Raw genomic sequence first — 16,803 nt, forward strand, 5'->3', positions numbered from 1 at the left:
AGTCAATTCATGCCATAAGTAGCGCCTTGCATCGGGTTATTTTCTCTTCCGTCGACCATGCCTGATCGATCCAGTGAATCGTAAATCCGCGTCGTTCCATACCGCGAAACCAGGTCATTTGTCGCTTGGCAAACTGATGAATGGCTATCTCTAATTGTTCGACCATTTCGCGGTAAGTCAGCTTGCCGATCAGATGCAGAGTGATAAATTTATATTCGAGACCGTAGTAAATCAGGTCGTCCGGTGCGATACCCGAATCAAGAAGTGACTGCACTTCTTCGATCATTCCGTGTTCGAGGCGTACATGAAGCCGTCGGGTGATACGTTGGCGTCGTTGTTCGCGATCAATGTTAAGACCGATGATCAGACTGTTTATCGGTGTAAATTCGTTCCGGTCGGGCGCCTGTGTTTGATAAAATTCTTCGATTTCGATGGCTCGAATGGCTCGCTGGGCGCTGTCTACATCCGTTTTATTATGCAGCGTTTTGTACGAAGACAGCATCGTTTCAAGCTCTCGGAGCGACTTGCCTCTGAGCGATTCGCGCAGTTCCGGATTGGGCGGCACATCGAGCAGCTTGTAACCTTTGAGTACGGCTTCGATATACATGCCCGTCCCTCCACACAAAATCGGGGTAATACCTTTCCGTCTGAGATTATCGAATATATGGAAAAAATCGTGTTGATAGCGGAAGACATTGTATCTCGTGCCCGGTTCGCAAAGATCGATCAGATGATACGGAATGTTTTTCTTTCCGACCGTATAGTCCTCCGTATCTTTGCCGGTCCCGATGTCCATTCGACGGTAAACCTGGCGCGAATCGGCGCTGATGATTTCAGTATTCAAATCCGCGGCCAATGCTGCGGCAAAGCTTGTTTTGCCGCATGCGGTTGGCCCTAAGATCGTAATCAGTTCGTACGTTCCCATTTTTCAGTCGTACAAATGTAAGAAGAAAACGGAAAATGCCCAAATCGGACGAACCTTCCATTAAGTGAGTTGACCGTCACTAAAAGAACATGTTATAGCAGGCGGAAAACTTTTGTTTTTTTACTTTTACACCTGCGCTGCCTTCCCGGACGTTTGCGCCGCTTTCGGATACTTCAATCCGAACTTCCTGACCTTCGCAATAATAATCCCTGTTCGCATAGAGGTCATTCTTTGCGATGTCATTGTTCCCTGTTTGGGTCTTTAGAAGACTCTTCGAAAAAAATGCTTTCATCGCTCCTGATTTTAAATTAGACATAAAGATGAAAGGGATGCGAAAATCCTAACATCGCTATAAAGATAACATAAAAAAGCCGGATTGGTTTCTCCGGAATCCTGTTTTTATATTTATTTAACTTTCTATTTTTTTTAATCCGGGGAGGAAATTTGTTGACCAATCGGTGAATTTACGGATTTGCTTCAGTTTTTTCGGTATGGCTTTCATTGCTCGTATTCTTATACATAGAGAGGGCATGCCCAAACCTTGCGTTCAGACACACCCTCCTCTGCGATAAATCGAAAACGGGTTATCCGTTTACTTTGGCCATGTGGGCAATCAAATCGAGCACTTTGTTCGAGTAGCCGATTTCGTTATCGTACCATGCAATCACCTTCACGAAGGTATCTGTCAGATATACTCCGGCATTGGCGTCGAAGATCGATGTCAGTTCGCAGCCAAGGAAATCGGAAGAAACGACAGCGTCTTCCGTGTATCCCAGAATCCCTTTCAGTTCACCTTCCGCAGCTTCTTTCATAGCCCGGCAGATGGCTTCTTTCGTAGCCGGTTTTTCGAGGTTGGCCGTCAGGTCAACAACCGAAACGTCCAAGGTCGGCACACGCATGGAAATACCTGTCAATTTACCGTTCAACGACGGAATGACTTTTCCTACGGCTTTAGCCGCACCGGTCGAAGACGGGATGATGTTGCCTGAAGCAGCACGTCCGCCTCTCCAGTCTTTCATCGAAGGACCGTCTACGGTCTTCTGGGTTGCTGTGGTCGAGTGGACGGTCGTCATCAAGCCTTCTTTGATCCCGAACTTGTCGTTCAACACTTTGGCAATAGGAGCCAGACAGTTGGTCGTACAAGAAGCATTCGATACAAATTTCGTTCCTTTCTCGTATGCGTTGTGGTTCACCCCACAAACAAACATGGGCGTATCATCCTTCGACGGAGCCGACATCACGACATACTTTGCGCCTGCATCAATATGTCCCTGAGCTTTTTCTTTTGTCAGAAACAGCCCGGTAGACTCTACTACATATTCGGCACCTACTTCGTTCCATTTCAGGTTGGCCGGGTCTTTTTCTGCGGTGACGCGAATCGCTTTCCCATTGACGATCAACTGGCTTTTTTCCACGCTGTATTCAACGGTTCCTTTGAAGCGACCGTGCATGGTATCGTACTTGAGCATATAAGCCATGTAATCTACCGGACAGAGGTCGTTAATTCCAACGATTTCAATGTCATTTCTTGTTTGGGCGGCACGGAACACAAAACGTCCGATACGGCCAAATCCGTTAATACCTACTTTTGTCATTGTTGTATAGTTTTTAAAAAAGTTTGAAATATAATGCTTTTTTGACTTTTCTGTTCAACAGCCACAAGGGGTAGCGCATGATACGCATACCGATAATATGCTTGCGATCATTGTTGAAACCATGATAATACGCTTCATGTTTAATCTTTTTGCCTTGATTTTACGGGCGCAAAGGTATGAATTTTTTTTCGTTTGAAGCCTGTTCGGGAAGAAAAACATGCTTCATAACATAAATTAAATTTTGGCCATTCACTTTCTCTTTGAAGAGAACAAATGTCCGATCCATTTCTTAGCCCGCCTGATCCCCCAGGCGATGAGCAAAGGTTGTGCCAATTCCCAGACATAAGGAAAGATGCCGGTACCTAACGACAAGATATCGGCCGGTCGGAGCGACGAAAGCGAAGCGGCAGACGAAGCCGGAGAAAGGACGTTTTTTTTCTTTTCCGATTTGGATGAGCCGGAGGTAGAGAAAAGTGCAGATATGCCCGAGAAGAGAAGACGGCCTGCATTTTCACGCATATACAGAACTTCTTCGTTCAGTTTCTGCTCCTGTATCCGGCACAACAGGTGGAGACGCTGTTTATCAGCCTGTAATTTACTCAGTGGGGTCTGCTTCAGAGATGTTTTGTTCATCGGTTTCATCGGTTTTATGGTCATTGGCAATCAATGCTGCAATTACGGTATTCAAAACGAAAGTCTGGATTTTATCCTTGAAAAGAACGACTCCTCCAATCATCAAAAGATAAATGCCCACCACAATTGAGAAACCGGTCCCTTTCGAATCAAGCCACTCTCCCAGAAAAAAACCAAGTGTAAGAAAAACAAAGAGACTCAGAAAGAATCCAAGGATAAGCAGTATCAGGCCATAGGCAAGAACAGCAATGACTTTTCCTGTCCGTTCATACGTTCCTACTTTGAGCAACTCGAATTTTAATTCACCGTAAGTGGTGATATCTCTCTTTAATTCCCGAAAGAAATGCTCTGCATTCATTTTCATAAATTCATAAAGAACTATTTTACTTTAATTACCTGAGTACTTTCGAGGGCTTCATGTACACGGTTTCCTTTGAATTTGGAGACAGCCCACTGAAATCCGTCTTTCACATTCCCAATCAATTCGTTTAATTCGTCGGATAACGGTCCTCTTTTTTCCGTTGCGACTAGGTAGCCTACGGTTACCCCTACTGCAGCTCCTATCACGAGGCCTGACAGTAAGCCTGATAGTAATTGGGAATCTATATTTCTGTTCATCGCAGTTACATTATAAAAACATGAATACTATTACAAATATCGCATTTTTTTCAGTGATTCAAACGACATGAATATGATTTAATATTATTTATGAATTACCGTTATTCGTGTTTTTGGGTTCGAACGGCAGCCCATTGATTGCGGGAGGTATGCGTAAGGAGCGTTAATCCGTTCAGGCGGCATTCTTGTTCTATCGCAGAGAGATCTTCTTCGTAGAAGCCGCTCATGTACAGACAACCGCCGGGCTTCAATATCGGAGCATAATGGCGGATGTCATTCAGCAGGATATTTCGATTGATATTGGCAAAGATATAATCGAACGTGCCGCACTGCGGAAGGCATTCTGCTCCGCCCTGTTCTATCCGTATATCGAGCGTATGGTTGAGCCGGCAGTTCTCAAGCGCGTTACGGTATGCCCACTCGTCGATGTCGACAGCCACCACACGGCGCGCTTGTTTGCGAGCAGCCAAAATGGCAAGTACGGCCGTGCCGCACCCCATGTCGAGTACTTCCCTGCCGTGCAGGTCGAGCGACAGCATTTCGCAAAGCATGAGATAGGTGGTGGCATGGTTGCCGGTTCCGAATGCCATTCTCGGGTCGATGATGATGGTCTGCTCATACCCTCCTTCCGGCTGATGGAACGATGCACGAATGAGACATTGCCTGCCGATACGGATGGGCTGGAAGTAATTCTTCTCCCATTCCTCGTTCCAGTTCCGAGCAGCAATCAACGTATACGTATGATGAATGGCCGTGTCTTCGAGCGGAAAAGCGAAAAGGCAATTTGCCAGGGCGTCAGGCTGAAAAGCGGAAACGGGAATATAGGCTTTTAACCCGTTTTCGTCAGCGACAAAACTTTCAAACCCGACGACTCCCAGTTCGGTTGCCAAAATATCGTTGATCACTTCTATAGCTACAGGCGAGATGTAGCTGAATTGAAATTCATAATAATCCATAATGCATGCTTCATCAGTCCGACAAAGATAGTCAATTGGGGAGATATCCGTTAGATTTTTTTATACTTGTTCAAATCTGTCGTATCAAAATTTTCTATTTCTTTTTTTTAGCTAAATTACGCCGAAAATTACATACTTTTAACAGCTAAAAACGCTCCTTCTAAGAATATATTATCCCTTTTTGAAACTGCGAAATTGACCCTATGTGAAATATCCCACAATCAATAAAAACGTTTGGGAGTGTTTGAGATTTCATCTGATTGCTTTACTTTTATTTCACTTCATGTTGTAACATTTTACTTCTTTTCGTATCTAACGGATGAGAAAATAAAAGAAGCAGCGGGTTATGCAAACGATCGTGCTGAATTTGTATTTTATTTTTTTTTTTCGGTTGGACTACTTCTTTACATGTATGAATATGTTGCTTTCATGCCTCTCTGGAAAGCCCATGTTGCCTACCTGTCTATCATTGTCTGGATTATGCTGAATTGGTTTTACTTTCGTCCGAAACAGATTCGAAAGCAACAGCAACAGCTGGATGACATCATCGATCGTTTACAACATATTTGCGACCAGAAGAACCGGTCGTAAAAAGCTTTTTTTTAGAAATTACTACGTATTTAATGACACCAACAGCGGTGCACGGAAAAAAAGTAAATCAAAGAAACCGTGTATGTTAGAGGTTTGAGATAACTGCGTACTTGTGGCGTTGATATGGATAGAAGTGGCGTTTCGGAAGAAAAGCGAACGGGATATGCAGAAAACAGCATATCCCGTTCGCTTGAAGAAGGAGAATCGTTTCTCACACCCACTTATCGCGGATGGCGATTTGCACCAGTTCCGCCGCATTTTTGGTGCCAAGTTTGAAGATGAGGTTCTTGCGGTAGGTCTTGATGGTTTCGACACTGAGAAACATCCTGTCTGCAATCTCCTGATTGGTGTAGCCGTCCACGATGTGGCGCAGCAGCTCCTGCTCGCGAGCGGTGAGCCATACGGAATGGTTGATGCGCTTCTTCATCATGCGGTCGATGTCGCGGCTGAAATAGGTGTCGCCCGTCATGACGGTCTCGATGCCTTTCACCACCTCTTCCGAGAGGGCGTTTTTCTGGATGTAGCCTGATGCTCCGGCGGCGACGGCACGGCTCACCATCGTGTATTCATCGTAGGAGGTGAGCATCAGGATCTTCATGTCGGGATATGCCTCGTGCATCTCCTTACAGAAATCGATACCGCTGCCGTCGGGCATGGAAATGTCCAGAAGTAGCACGTCGGGACGTCTGAACAGGAGCGTTTTGCGGCAGGCGGCGAGCGTGTGCGAGGTATCCACAACCTTGGCTATCCCCGAATCCTCGATGGCTGTCTGCAACCCCTCGACCAGCATGCGGTGGTCGTCCGCGATGTGTACTTGTATCATGATGCGAGTTCTATTTCGATGGTTACTTCCGTGCCTGCGCCGGGCGAGGAATAGACGCTGATTTTGCCGTTGTAGGCTGAGATGCGGTTGCGTATGTTGGTAAAGCCTGCCCCATAGGTTACCGTATCGGGGTCGAAACCCCTGCCGTCGTCCTGCACGGAAAGCGACACGAGGCGTGCATCGACGGTCAGTTGCACATTGATACGTGAAGCTTCGGCATGTTTCATTGCATTGTTGACAAGTTCGTAGGCGCAGCGGTAGATGAGTACTTCGAGGCGGTTGTCGAGGTGCGTATCCTCTCCGAAGAACCTGAAGTCTGCTATCGGAATGGAGCGGCAGAAATCCTCCAATGCAACCTTGAGACCGCAATGTGAGAGCGATTCGGGCATCAGGTTGTGCGCCACGCGGCGAAGTTCTACCGCCAGTTCGTCGAGCATCACACGAGCTTTGGCAAGTCGTTCGGTATCCGCTTCCGTCAGTGTGGAGAAATTCCGGATGCCATGCAGGTGCAACTTGATGACCGAGAGCATGCTGCCCAATCCGTCGTGCAGGTCGCGTGCCAAGCGGGTACGCTCGGCCGTCTCGCCGTCCAAGAGGGCGAGTGTGGCGACAAGCTGTTTTTCCTGTTCCAGTTGCTTCACCTTCCGTTCGGCAAGTTCACGCTTCCCGCGGTTGAGGCGATGGCGGTAGAAAAGCAACCCGAAGACAAGCAGGAAGATGAGCGCGCCCGACACTCCCATTACTATATAGAAGCCCCTTTCCTTTTCGAGAGAGGCTATCTGCTGCTGTTTCTTTTCGGTTTCATACACGACCTCCATTTGTGAGAGTGCCTCGTGGTAGTTCCTGTCCGTTCGCTCGTTCATCATGCGGTCATACAAGCCGAAGAAACGGGCAGCCTCGTCCCGTCTGCCGAGCATTGCTGAAGCGAAGGCGATGTTAAACGCCGAAACGGGTGCCGTATTGATCGACACCGAGTCGATGCTCCACGCTTTCAGTGCGGCAGTACGACATTCGTCGTAACGACCCTGCGCACGGTAGATGTCGGCATAGATGTTCCATGTGAGCGTATGGATATACGGGTCGCCCAACCACTGGGCAGCATACTTGCATTCGGCCGCACACGCGAGGGCTTCCTGATGCTTTCCTTTCATCAGATAGGCCTTGACAAGGGCTTCGCAGAGGTCTGCATAATTGACCGGTGCAGACCGTTCTTTCGGCTTCACTTTCAGCATGCATTCCAGCGCCTTGTCCGCATCGCCCAATGCCAGATACACATAGCCCAGTTCGCGGTACGACTGTCCGATGCCGGTCGGTTCACCGTATTGCTCCGCCAGTACGCGTTCCCGTTCTAAATAGTGCAATGCCCGCTTGGGATTGCCCATACGGCGGTAGCACTCGCCGATATTGCCATGGGCAATGATGTAGTCGCGGCTGCTCTCGTCGCCGTCGAAATGTTTCAATATGTTGAGATAACTCTCCACGGCGAGGATGAATTGCCCTTGGCGTGCGTAGAAGTTGCCCGCCGCCTGCCATGCTTTCTGCACGAGTTTTTTGTTACCGGAGGATTCTGCTGCGGCGACTTGCAGGTCGAGATATACCTTGGCGGTGTCGTAGGAGCAACGGTAGGTGTAGGTCGAGCCGATGTAGTTGTAGAAACGGAATATCAGTGCCTTGTCATCGCACCGCAGGGCGGCCTCCAAGCCCATCGTGCCGTATTTGAAGGTGTTGGGCATGTCGTGGGCACAGTACGACTCGGTGATGTCGGCATATAGTTTCGCCCGTTCGAGGTCGGTCATCCGTTTCGTCTGCACGATGTGCAGCAGCGAGTCGGCATAGCGGTTCTTCTCTTCCGCAAAAGCAGAGAGAGCGACGAGCGCGAGCAGGAGGATGGCGGCTGTTCTCTTCATCTTGCAGGGAATTTGATGTTTAATGTTTTGCAAAATTATGTCCCTCGTCCGAAACGCAATACCCCACTTGTGGGAGTTTTGCGTTACAATTGCCGTTTTCCTTATAACAGTTCCGCCAATTTCCACGCCTGCACATGGCGGATGCCCTCACGCAGCGGGAGCGTCAGGTCGTCGAGCGAAACGACGACTTTCTCAAAATTGTCGGCGATGGCTTCGAGCGCAGAATATTCCCGCTCCACCGTCGCCTCGTCAGCAAGCAGGTAGGCGCATTGCAGATAGACGATCCTGTCGGCTTTACGGGCGACGAAATCAACCTCCTTCCCTTTCGCCACGCCCGTATAGACATCGTATCCGGCACGGCGCAACTCCAAGTAAACAAGGGTTTCGAGCAGGTAGCCGAAACCGTAGCCATAGCCCGGATAGAGATAGTTCCGGTAGGCGAGATCGTTGACATAGTATTTCGCATTGCCCGCGATGGTGTCCTTACCCCGTATGTCGTAGCGGTCGCAGCGATGTACCAGAAACGTGTCCTCGATGTAGCCGATATAGTTAGACACGGCATCGTAGCTCGTCTTGCGTCCCTGACTCTTGAAATAGTTCACGATGCCGCTCACCGATACAAGGTTCGAGGCGTTGTTCACCAGGAACACGAAAATGTCTTCGAGCAGCTTCGGGTCGCGGATACTGTGGCGTTGGATGATGTCGCGCAGCAGCACCGTATCCTTGACGGCAGCGACGTAGTTGCGTTTCAGTTCGGGGTGCGACAGAGCGAAGAGTTCGGGTAGTCCGCCGCCGTTCATGTATTCCGTGTAGCATGCCTTGTCCGCCACCTTGCCACTGATGCCGGCGTATTCCGAAAAGCTGAAAGGGAGTATTTCGAAACAGACATAGCGACCCGAGAGCAGCGTGGCGAGTTCGCCCGAGAGCAGGCGGGAGTTGGAACCGCTGACGAACACCTCGTACTCCTCGGCATAGTCCTGCGAACAGGAATTTACGGTTTTCTCCCATCCCTCGATCATCTGCACCTCGTCGATGAAGACATAGACTTTCCCTTCCGGTTTCAGCTCCGACTTGTAGAGCCTGAGCAACTCATCAAGGTCTTGATGGGTGACAAGGAAGTCGAAGTCCGACAACTCGCGGTTGATGATGAGCGTGTTTTCCGCCTTCACGCCGTCCTTCACGAGTCGCCGCGCCACTTGGCGCAGCAGGTAGCTCTTGCCTGCACGCCGCTGTCCCACGAGCACTTTGATGAGGCGGTTGCCCGTGTAAGCCGCAATTTTGTCCGTATATCCGCTTCGCTCGTATCCGAAGTCAAACGGGGCGGAATCCCACAGGTTGTATTTCCTGAGCGTTTGCAATTTTTCGTCCATAACCGATTATTTTATTCCGGAAAATTTCTTCCTCTCTTCCTGCTGAAGGTAGAACAACTGCTTCTGGGTTTCTATTTCCGCACGGAGTTCCTCCTCTGAGGGCAGATAAAGTTTGTACTTGGAGGCAAACAACTGTTCGTTCCCATGAAGGATGGAATACCGTGCGATGTCTTCGTCAGTGTCGGCACAGAGTATAATCCCCATCGTGGGGTTATCTCCCTCGTTTCTTTTCAGTTCGTCATACATCCTGACATACATATCCATCTGTCCGATGTCCTGATGACTTACTTTTGTCGTTTTTAAATCGAACAGGCAGAAGCATTTAAGGATATAGTTATAAAACACAAGGTCTATGTAGTAGTCATCTTTCCCGGTATGGATGTGCTGCTGTCTGGCGACAAAGGCAAACCCCTTGCCGAGTTCCATCAGAAACTTCTGGAGGTTATTGATAATAGCCGTTTCAAGTTCTGTCTCGGTAAAGTCGGGCAGGGAAGCAAGTCCGAGAAACTCCGCCACAACCGGATTCTTGACAAACTCCAGTTTATCGGTCTTCTGTAGCGGAGCGGTGATTTGCAGCATCTCTTTCTCGACCAACTCCTTGTGTTGCGATTGCAGGAGGCGGTGATAATACTGCGAAGAGATATTTCTCTGGAGCGTCCGCACGCTCCAAGTCTCCCGGATGGCTTCATTCATGTACCATTCCCTTGCAACGGGGTCGGTCACTTGAAGCAGCGTCCTGTAATGCGACCAATGGAGGGAATTTTCCACATGCGTGTGGAAAATGTCAGGAAAGGCACGGTAGAAGTCCATGAAACTGTATAGATTGGTTTTGGTAAAACCGTTGCCGTACTCGGCGGTAAGCTGCTTTGCTAACTTCTTGATGATTTCCGCACCATACTTAGCCCTATCCTCTCCTTTCAATGACTCTTCGGATATTCTTTTCCCCAGAAGCCAGTTCCTTTGGACAAGAGTGAGGTTGATCGCAGAGTATGCGACGGTTCTTGCCTCATCGATGATCTGTCTGGCATCCGAAAGCAAGTCGATGCTTTTGCTGTAATGAAGAATATGCTTATTGTCTATCATAATGGCAATCTGTCGTCCATAACCGATTATTTTATTGCAAAGATACTGTTTTTCGTCCGTAACCGAGAAACTTTTCTCCGATTTCCCGCTTTCATGTGCATTTTTTGTCTCCCGACGGTAAAAACTCCCACAAGTGGGGTATTGACGCTTGTGAAGAGGCTGTAATTTTGCAACAGTATATTGAATTACATAACACATATTAAAAGACAAGACGATGAAAAAGATTCTGTTTATCGCCCTGATGGGCATCGTTGCAATGGGGCTTGCTTCCTGCGGAGACAAGGAAGAGGTGAAAACGTACTTTACCGTAACGTTCGACGCCGACGGCGGAACACCCGTGCCGGAGGCACAGCGGGTAGAAGAAGGAAAGACGGCTGTCGCTCCGTCTCCCGCACCGGTGAAAACCGGATTTGTGTTCGTAGCGTGGACAACCGACGGCACAAATGCCTACAATTTCCAGACACCCGTAACGCGCGACCTCACCCTGCGTGCCAAGTGGCAGGCGGAAGCCGTTGCCGAATACTGGCAGGTGGCGTGGGAACTGAACGGCGGCGCATGGCCCGCCGAGGGCGACAACCACGCTACGCAGGTGCTCAAGGGCGGCACGTTGGCAGAACCCGCTCCGCCGACAAAGGCGAACCATACCTTTGAGGGATGGTACAAGGAAGCAGCTCTTACCAATAAGGTAGATTTCCCCTACGACGTAAGCGACGTAACGGCGAACTTTACGCTGTATGCGAAGTGGAAAGAGGAAGGCGGAACAGTTACAGAAAGTCCGAAAATCGGCGATTACTATTACAGCGACGGCAGTTTCTCCAAAGAGCTGAACAATGGTAAGACTTGTATGGGAATAGTGGTTCGTGAGAAAACTGCACAGCAGAATGGACTGGTTGTATCACACGATGTGAAAGATGCGGGCGGATGGTGGATGCCAGTTACTGCAACAGGCTTTGTTTATAAACTCACGAATGCGAAGAACGAAAATGATGGTGCTAAGAATTTAGAAATAATAAAGAAATGGAATAATTGGAAGAAATGGTATCCTGCCTTTTCGTGGTGCACTCAAAAGGGTAATGGATGGTATCTTCCGGCAATCAATGAACTGAAAACCCTTTGCGATTTATTGTTCGAAAATGCGGCACTGAATGCAAGGCTCGAAGCCATTCCCGGAGGAAAACCATTGGTCTTGCCTCAATATTGGTCATCTACGGAAAAATCTGACCGTACGGCATATGTTTACGTACCGCAATTGAAATCCGTAATAGCAAGGAACAAGACTTATGCTCAATCAAGCAACGTCTCTACCCGAGCCGTTCGTGCATTTTAACATGGTTATTATCGTACAGCCCTTTCCATCAAAACCCACGAGGGTTTCGGCAAAAAACCTCGACCCTTTTCGGGAAAACCCTCGTGGGTTTGGGAAGAAGGATAAAAAGACGGCGGTTTTCCGATAAATCAGACAAAGCATTTAGCAACATTATTAACATCTTAAAAGCAAACGATTATGGCAAACAGACCATTGGCCTACACGCTCAGCGAGCGTAAGGCAACCGTCGGCGCACTGGCCGGCAAGACCGTGATTCAGGCGAATCCCACGGGGCGCAAACGTATCGACCACCGAGCATTCTGCGAAGAGGTGGCCAGGGCGACAACCTTCACGGGTGCGGAAGTAGAAGCGGTGATGCGACTCGCAGCCGAAATCGCCAAGAAGCATGTAGAGAACGGCGACATTGTGGACTTCGGCGACATCGGCACACTACGCCCCTCTTTCCAGAGCAGACTTGTAGAAAAAGGCAAGGAAGAGTTCAACGCCAACGTGCACATTACCAAACCGGTGGTGAAACTCTCACCCTCGAAACGGTATTTCACACTCTCGGGGGTGACTTACGAACGTGTGGAGGCTCCGGCGAAGAAAACAGTTGTGCCTACACCGATGCCTTCGCCCGGCGGAGGAGAAGTACCCAACCCTCTCGGATGAGCAAAAACACCGGAAGCCGCAGGGTAATGAACTGTGATGCAGTGAGCTGCCCTGCGGCTTCTTTTATAAAAGACTGTTCAATCAGCCTCCGGCAGTGGAGGCATAAATAGAGGAAAACATGAAAAGAAGAATTTTTAATTGTATGGCAGCGGCATTCTTTGCCCTGTCGGTGATGCTGACCTCCTGCGACGGAAACGGCATGAAAGGCTCCAAGTTCGTCAATGGCGATGTCAAACACGATCCGATGAATTTCAGTACCACCGAAACCGTCGGTGTTGTCTATTTCGCGGACGACAGACATGTGGAACTGTTCTTTCCCTACGCCATTGACTCAGATAAAACAGAGAGTACAATCCGTGTCAGCAGCGAGCTTCGGATTCCCGGCGAATATGAGAAGAAGGGGAACACGATAACCGTGTACTTCACCCTTGACAACAAGCAGAAGGAACCCGCCCTGCTGATGTTTGAGGTCAAGGACGACGGCAAAGCTCTCGTGGGCAAGAATGGCGGTGTTTTCGTCAAGACCGACAATAAATTGTAATAATCGCTTCCGTTACAGCGGGGGCATAAAACAGAAAAAGTATGTTGTTCTTTTGGTGGAAAAAGTACGAGGGCGCGTGGTGGGCGTCACAAATATCATTTGTAGGCACATTATTCATAACGGTTACAGCAATAATGCTGGGAGCTTTAGTAAAGCTTCACTTTTCCTCTGTGCCTGAATGGGTCATCATTGTTATAGTGGCAGTAATTTTCAGCATATTGAAATATCTGTTGAATAGGCTAACAGACAGAATAGCGAACCGAACTATTGAAAAGGAAGCGAATGAACAAAAACGCTGGGCTACTACTGCCAATGTTACTTTGCAGACACCCTCCTCATTGACAATAATTCGCGACTCAAGTCCTGTAGCGGCGCTTGTACCTACAATTATATATCTTAATAACACAGAGGTTGCATCAATAAAAAACGGAGAGTCCGTAACCATACCTATAAAGATGAGAAACAACCTGCTACAGACAAATGCAGTCGTTGGACTTAACGGCCGATTGGAAAGATATGAATTTGCCGTACAGGACGGTGCACGTGGCACAATTCATGTGAAGGGCGGTATTTTTGATAAAAAGAACGTCGTGTGGCATTAGAGAAATGTAGTATTAACACACCTCAGATAGTGGGGGCATAAAATAGAAGGAAGAAATTATGAAATGGTTTATTAAAGCGTTTCGGCAGTATGCCGATTTCAGCGGCCGGGCAAGCCGGCAAGAGTTTTGGATGTTTGTGTTGTTCAACCTGCTGTTCGCAATGGCATGGGCGCTTGTCGCCGGACTGCTGACGGGGCTGCTCGGCGATTCTTTCGATCACGACAGCGACAGGCTGATATTCATGTACAAACTGATCGCGATTTATTATGCCGTGACGACGGTTCCCGCCATGGCGGTCGGGGTGCGGCGGCTGCACGACACAGGGCGTAGCGGCTGGTGGATGCTCGTCAGTCTCGTTCCTATTGCGGGCGGCATCTGGCTCATCTTATTGATGTGCCTGGACGGCAGCGCGGGCGACAATCGCTACGGCAGCCCTCCCGACGGGACAACGGGGAATGTCCCGAAATATGATTTGCGACAAAAGGCATTGATGTGGCTAACGGCATTCGCCGTTTTCAGCATCTATATGTGTTTGCTGAACCTTGTCGATGTATTCAGTAACCGGTGGTACACCGGTACCGATCAACTCAACATGCTGTTGACTCTTTTGGGTAATTTTTTAGTCTCCGTCTCTTTCATCATCATGGGAATCGCCTTCCTGCAAAAGAGGGACTACTCCCGCACGGTGGGCGGATGGATAATTGCCGCGTATGTTCTCCTGCTCATCTTGGAAATCCGGTGGACTACAGTAATAACCGATTTCCATATTAATATGAGATTTGTATTGAATATTATGCTATTCCTTGCTTTTATCCTTTACGGCGGATTGCTGCTGGCAAGAAAAGGGCGTTTGCCGCTGGCAAACTATGTGCTGATGGCGGCAAGCGGTTGCAGCGTTATCCTGGCACCCGTTTTCCTGGTACCTTTGAGAATGATGGAAGCCCACAGCTATCTCGATTATCTTATAAGCCAACTCTCCCTTATCGTGCTGCTGTCGCTGTTGGTGTATGCCGTTGCCAATCTAGCTGCAGCGGAAAAGGAAATCGAACACAAAGAAAAAACGCAAGAATAAAAACGGTTATGAAAAGAATATTTATACTGACCGCCCTGCTCGTTGCCGTTACCGGTTCGGCGGTGGGGCAAACGGAAATCCGCACGGCGGAGGAGCTGGCCGCTATCGGTACGGACAGGGAAACTCTGAGCGGTTCGTACATATTGATGAACGACCTAACGCTCGACGACTGGGTGCCCATCGGACGGATGGATCATGGCGGCGAGACACCCTTCGATGGAATGCTTGATGGTAATGGCCACACGATAACCATCAACGGCTTTTCCACCGATACGGACAACACGGCATGCGTCGGGCTGTTCGGGCTGATAGGTGAAAAAGGTGTGGTGAAGAGTCTGCGCATAACGGGCAAATTAACTTATACAGACAAGCTCGACATTCTGTATATCGGAGCCTTCGCCGGTGTGAACATGGGCCTTATCACTTGTTGCGTCTCATCTGTCGATTTGACCTGCGAATACATCAAGAGCGGCGCGAAAACGAAAACAAAACACCTGTTTGTCTATGAGAAAGGGCAGTTTGGAGGATGTGTCGCAGGCATCAACTACGGCAACATTTCGCACTGCTATTCCGATGGCACCATCCGTGTAACACAGGGACGGGCAGCAGGCATTGCCGCTGGAAACGGGAAAGGTGTCAAGGGAAGTTTCGGCATCAGCGTGGGCAGTAAAGGTATGAGTATGAGTGCCGCTCCGGGCAATCTGCCGTTAGTCACGAAGCGCATCTCCTATTGTTATTCTACGGCTTCGATTTTCGGTAAAACCGACGAAGAGGGTCGCGGATTGATAAAGGTTGTGGGGGCAGCCAACGGACTTGTCTCAATTCTGCGTTCAGAATCGTCGGTAGTGTACCACTGCGTAGCCCTTAACAAGGAACTGGAAGCCAGGGGTGACGGCAAAGCGTTTGCGCAGGCATCACCTTTTCCGCAAGCTATATTGGGCATCACGGGAGTGGAAGCTCCCATCTTCCAATTTTACTACTGTGAGGAGATACCCATTCGTCGCTATGTAAACGACAAATTACTGGAAACAAAGAAACTGTCGCCCAAACGCGCCGTTTCCCTGTCTGCCACGCAGGAAGAATCGTGGTGGCGGTTGCCCGACGGGTTGGACAAGAAAGAACAGCGGTATATACCGGGCTTCCCGTTCGGTACAGACGACACGGCACCATGGCAGTGGGATGCGCTGCGTAAACGCCCTGTACTTTATTGGGAAACGACAGAGAAAAAGAATGAATAACCCACTTCCGGAAAGGGAGCATAAAGAAAAATGGATATGAAAAAGAAAAACAAGATTCTATCGATGACATTCGCAAGGCAGATTGCGCTGATGACAGTGTGCATGATTGGAGTTGCCGGAACGATGCAGGCGCAACAGCAGGAAAAGGTAGAGGGGAAAAATCGTACGCAATGGGGCGTAAAAGCTGCCCTGAACATCGCTTCGCTCGATTTCGATGCCTCCAACGGTAAGTCGGAAAGTACCAAATCGGTGTTAGGCGGTGCTGCGGGTCTGACGTTTGCCTACGCCTTTAATCCCAATTGGCGTATCCATTCAGGGATTGAGATGTCGATGAAAGGATTTTCCGCTGATGAGACGGGCGGTAGTCGTGAACTGACGGTACACGCTGCCTACATAGAGGTTCCCGTGACGTGCGGCTATGTAATCGATTTAGGCAAATGGAACTTCGAACCTCGTCTCGGTGCTTTCTTCGCTTACGGCGTGGCGGGCAATTACAGCGTGTCGGGGGCGGACAGCAAGCAGACTTTCAGTGACAAACTGCTCAATCCGTTCGATGCGGGCTTAGCGTTCGGCTTGTATGCCGACAACGGAAAAATAGTCTTTGGCATCGGTGGAGAGTTTGGATTGGCGGAAGCCAACGGAAAGAAATTCAGCGTGTCAGGCGGCACTGTCCACACGCGTAATACATTCTTAAGTGTGGGTTATCTGTTCTGAACATCAAAATTGAATATGGAGAGCGCATGGAAACCGTGGCTAAACGAATTCCGTGCGCTCTCTTTTTATATATGTCAAACTTCAATCGAACGAAAAGACTTATTGAAACCCTTTCGTTCGGGATACTGTTCCCGAACAATTTGACTGTAGCAGAATT

18 protein-coding genes are annotated in these 16,803 nt (G+C 48.9%); 8 read left to right on the plus strand and 10 right to left on the minus strand.

Going from position 1 to position 16,803, the window contains the following annotated elements; genetic code table 11:
* Positions 1-7: 7 nt before the first annotated feature.
* The 6 genes from miaA to prmA form a co-directional block, all read right to left on the minus strand.
* Positions 8-925 carry a tRNA (adenosine(37)-N6)-dimethylallyltransferase MiaA gene (gene miaA, locus BFO_RS01185; RefSeq protein WP_014223724.1) on the minus strand — a complete coding sequence of 306 codons (918 nt, stop codon included), beginning with the start codon at positions 923-925 and terminating at the stop codon, positions 8-10.
* Positions 926-1,509: 584 nt separating this feature from the next.
* A complete protein-coding gene (gap, locus tag BFO_RS01195) occupies positions 1,510-2,520 on the minus strand; it encodes a type I glyceraldehyde-3-phosphate dehydrogenase (protein ID WP_014223728.1) in 1,011 nt (336 codons plus the stop codon).
* A gap of 249 nt (positions 2,521-2,769) precedes the next feature.
* Complete coding sequence (locus tag BFO_RS01200) at positions 2,770-3,153, minus strand: hypothetical protein (protein ID WP_041590542.1); 384 nt, start codon at positions 3,151-3,153, stop codon at positions 2,770-2,772.
* Positions 3,116-3,517 carry a hypothetical protein gene (locus BFO_RS01205; RefSeq protein ID WP_014223731.1) on the minus strand — a complete coding sequence of 134 codons (402 nt, stop codon included), beginning with the start codon at positions 3,515-3,517 and terminating at the stop codon, positions 3,116-3,118. Before BFO_RS01205 ends, BFO_RS01200 begins: the two co-directional genes overlap by 38 nt.
* A 14-nt stretch (positions 3,518-3,531) precedes the next feature.
* Positions 3,532-3,771 (minus strand): YtxH domain-containing protein, encoded by a 240-nt coding sequence (locus tag BFO_RS01210; protein WP_041590543.1) that lies wholly within the window; start codon positions 3,769-3,771, stop codon positions 3,532-3,534.
* 101 nt (positions 3,772-3,872) lie between these two features.
* Entirely contained in the window at positions 3,873-4,727 is an 855-nt protein-coding gene (prmA, locus tag BFO_RS01215; RefSeq protein WP_014223733.1) for a 50S ribosomal protein L11 methyltransferase, read from the minus strand.
* Between the two features lie 234 nt (positions 4,728-4,961).
* On the opposite strand from prmA, the gene BFO_RS15430 reads away from it, so the two are divergent.
* Entirely contained in the window at positions 4,962-5,318 is a 357-nt protein-coding gene (locus BFO_RS15430) for a hypothetical protein (RefSeq protein ID WP_143596079.1), read from the plus strand.
* A gap of 211 nt (positions 5,319-5,529) precedes the next feature.
* Here BFO_RS15430 and BFO_RS01225 read toward each other — a convergent pair whose 3' ends face one another.
* The 4 genes from BFO_RS01225 to BFO_RS01240 all read right to left on the minus strand — a co-directional run bounded on the left by BFO_RS01225 (position 5,530) and on the right by BFO_RS01240 (position 10,501).
* Positions 5,530-6,141, minus strand: a complete 612-nt coding sequence (locus BFO_RS01225; RefSeq protein WP_014223735.1) for a response regulator — start codon at positions 6,139-6,141, stop codon at positions 5,530-5,532.
* Positions 6,138-8,048 (minus strand): tetratricopeptide repeat-containing sensor histidine kinase, encoded by a 1,911-nt coding sequence (locus tag BFO_RS14315; RefSeq protein WP_014223736.1) that lies wholly within the window; start codon positions 8,046-8,048, stop codon positions 6,138-6,140. Before BFO_RS14315 ends, BFO_RS01225 begins: the two co-directional genes overlap by 4 nt.
* Before the next feature lie 101 nt (positions 8,049-8,149).
* A complete protein-coding gene (locus BFO_RS01235) occupies positions 8,150-9,418 on the minus strand; it encodes an ATP-binding protein (RefSeq protein ID WP_014223737.1) in 1,269 nt (422 codons plus the stop codon).
* 6 nt (positions 9,419-9,424) lie between these two features.
* The gene (locus BFO_RS01240; RefSeq protein ID WP_036788007.1) at positions 9,425-10,501 is read right to left on the minus strand and encodes a PDDEXK nuclease domain-containing protein; all 1,077 of its coding nucleotides are present in this window, start codon (positions 10,499-10,501) and stop codon (positions 9,425-9,427) included.
* A gap of 214 nt (positions 10,502-10,715) precedes the next feature.
* Between BFO_RS01240 and BFO_RS01245 the strand changes: the two genes are divergently transcribed.
* The 7 genes from BFO_RS01245 to BFO_RS01275 all read left to right on the plus strand — a co-directional run bounded on the left by BFO_RS01245 (position 10,716) and on the right by BFO_RS01275 (position 16,646).
* Positions 10,716-11,828, plus strand: coding sequence for an InlB B-repeat-containing protein (locus BFO_RS01245; protein WP_014223739.1), 1,113 nt, complete (start codon positions 10,716-10,718; stop codon positions 11,826-11,828).
* 177 nt (positions 11,829-12,005) lie between these two features.
* Positions 12,006-12,479, plus strand: coding sequence for an HU family DNA-binding protein (locus tag BFO_RS01250; protein WP_041590544.1), 474 nt, complete (start codon positions 12,006-12,008; stop codon positions 12,477-12,479).
* A gap of 118 nt (positions 12,480-12,597) precedes the next feature.
* Entirely contained in the window at positions 12,598-13,020 is a 423-nt protein-coding gene (locus tag BFO_RS01255; protein WP_014223741.1) for a hypothetical protein, read from the plus strand.
* A gap of 41 nt (positions 13,021-13,061) precedes the next feature.
* Positions 13,062-13,622: a hypothetical protein gene (locus BFO_RS01260; RefSeq protein WP_041590545.1), complete on the plus strand. Its 561-nt coding sequence runs from the start codon at positions 13,062-13,064 to the stop codon at positions 13,620-13,622.
* 58 nt (positions 13,623-13,680) lie between these two features.
* Entirely contained in the window at positions 13,681-14,694 is a 1,014-nt protein-coding gene (locus BFO_RS14320) for a DUF805 domain-containing protein (protein WP_014223743.1), read from the plus strand.
* Between the two features lie 8 nt (positions 14,695-14,702).
* Positions 14,703-15,932 (plus strand): hypothetical protein, encoded by a 1,230-nt coding sequence (locus BFO_RS01270; RefSeq protein WP_014223744.1) that lies wholly within the window; start codon positions 14,703-14,705, stop codon positions 15,930-15,932.
* A gap of 36 nt (positions 15,933-15,968) precedes the next feature.
* Complete coding sequence (locus BFO_RS01275) at positions 15,969-16,646, plus strand: porin family protein (RefSeq protein WP_157755266.1); 678 nt, start codon at positions 15,969-15,971, stop codon at positions 16,644-16,646.
* Positions 16,647-16,803 lie beyond the last annotated feature (157 nt).

The sequence above is a fragment of the Tannerella forsythia 92A2 genome (assembly GCF_000238215.1).
Classification (GTDB): Bacteria; Bacteroidota; Bacteroidia; order Bacteroidales; family Tannerellaceae; genus Tannerella; species Tannerella forsythia.